Genomic DNA, 944 nt, shown 5'->3' with positions numbered 1-944 from the left:
GCCGCAGGTCTATCTGTGGGATCCGGAATCCTACAAGGACTCGGTCAATTCCTATACGCTGTTCCGCGGCATCGTCATCGGCATTGCCGGCCTTTTGGCGTTGTTCCTGACCATCCTGTTCGTCGTCAAGGGGACCTCGATGTTCCCGGCCACGGCAGCGCTTGCCTGGGCGGTGCTTGCCTATATCTGCGTCGATTTCGGCTTCCTCAACAAGATCATCGAGATATCGCCCGGCAATGAACAGATGTGGCGCGCCGGAACCGAGGTGGCGCTGGCGGCGACCTTCGTTGTGTTCCTGTTCGCCTATCTCAACCTCAACCGCTGGCATGGCCATTTCAGCTACGGCGCGCTGGTCTGGATCCTCGGTCTGCTCTTGATCGCCGGCGTCGCCATCATCGATCCTGCGGTGGCGGCCGGCATTGCCCGCATCTCGTTTGCAGCCACGGCGCTGACCGGCCTCGGACTGATCATCTTCCTTGGCATTCGTGGTTACGATCGCGCGATCATGCTGGTGCCGAGTTGGGTCATGGTCTTGCTGTGGCTATGCGGGTCGTGGATGGCGATCACCGGAATGCTCGACAACGATATCGCCCAGCCGGCGCTGGGCGGCGGCCTGATCCTGATCATCCTTCTGATCGGCTTCACCGTCATGCAGCACGCCTTTGCCGGCGGTGGCGCCCATCAGGGCCTGTTCTCCGATCTCGAACGGCAGGCGCTCGCCGTCGCCGGATCGGGCGACATCGTGTGGGACTGGGACGTGCTGCGCGACCGGGTCGTCACCAAGCCGGATGTCAGCCTACAGCTTGGCCTTGCCCCCAACAGTCTTGGCGGCGCGGCCCGCAACTGGCTGCCGGTGCTGCATGCCGACGACCGCGACACCTTCCGCACCACGCTCGACGTGGTGCTGGAGCACCGTCGCGGCCGCGTGGCACAGAATTTCCGCC

Annotated in this window: 1 protein-coding gene; it reads left to right on the top strand. The window is 63.6% G+C overall.

All coding sequences use genetic code 11. The features are described 5' to 3' along the window. A partial coding sequence (locus EOA33_RS36930; protein ID WP_245482577.1) for a 7TM-DISM domain-containing protein occupies positions 1 to 944 on the top strand: 944 nt, incomplete at both ends.

The organism is Mesorhizobium sp. M4A.F.Ca.ET.050.02.1.1, assembly GCF_003997725.1.
Taxonomy (GTDB): domain Bacteria; phylum Pseudomonadota; class Alphaproteobacteria; order Rhizobiales; family Rhizobiaceae; genus Mesorhizobium.
This window is presented reverse-complemented; position numbering and strand designations above follow the sequence as displayed.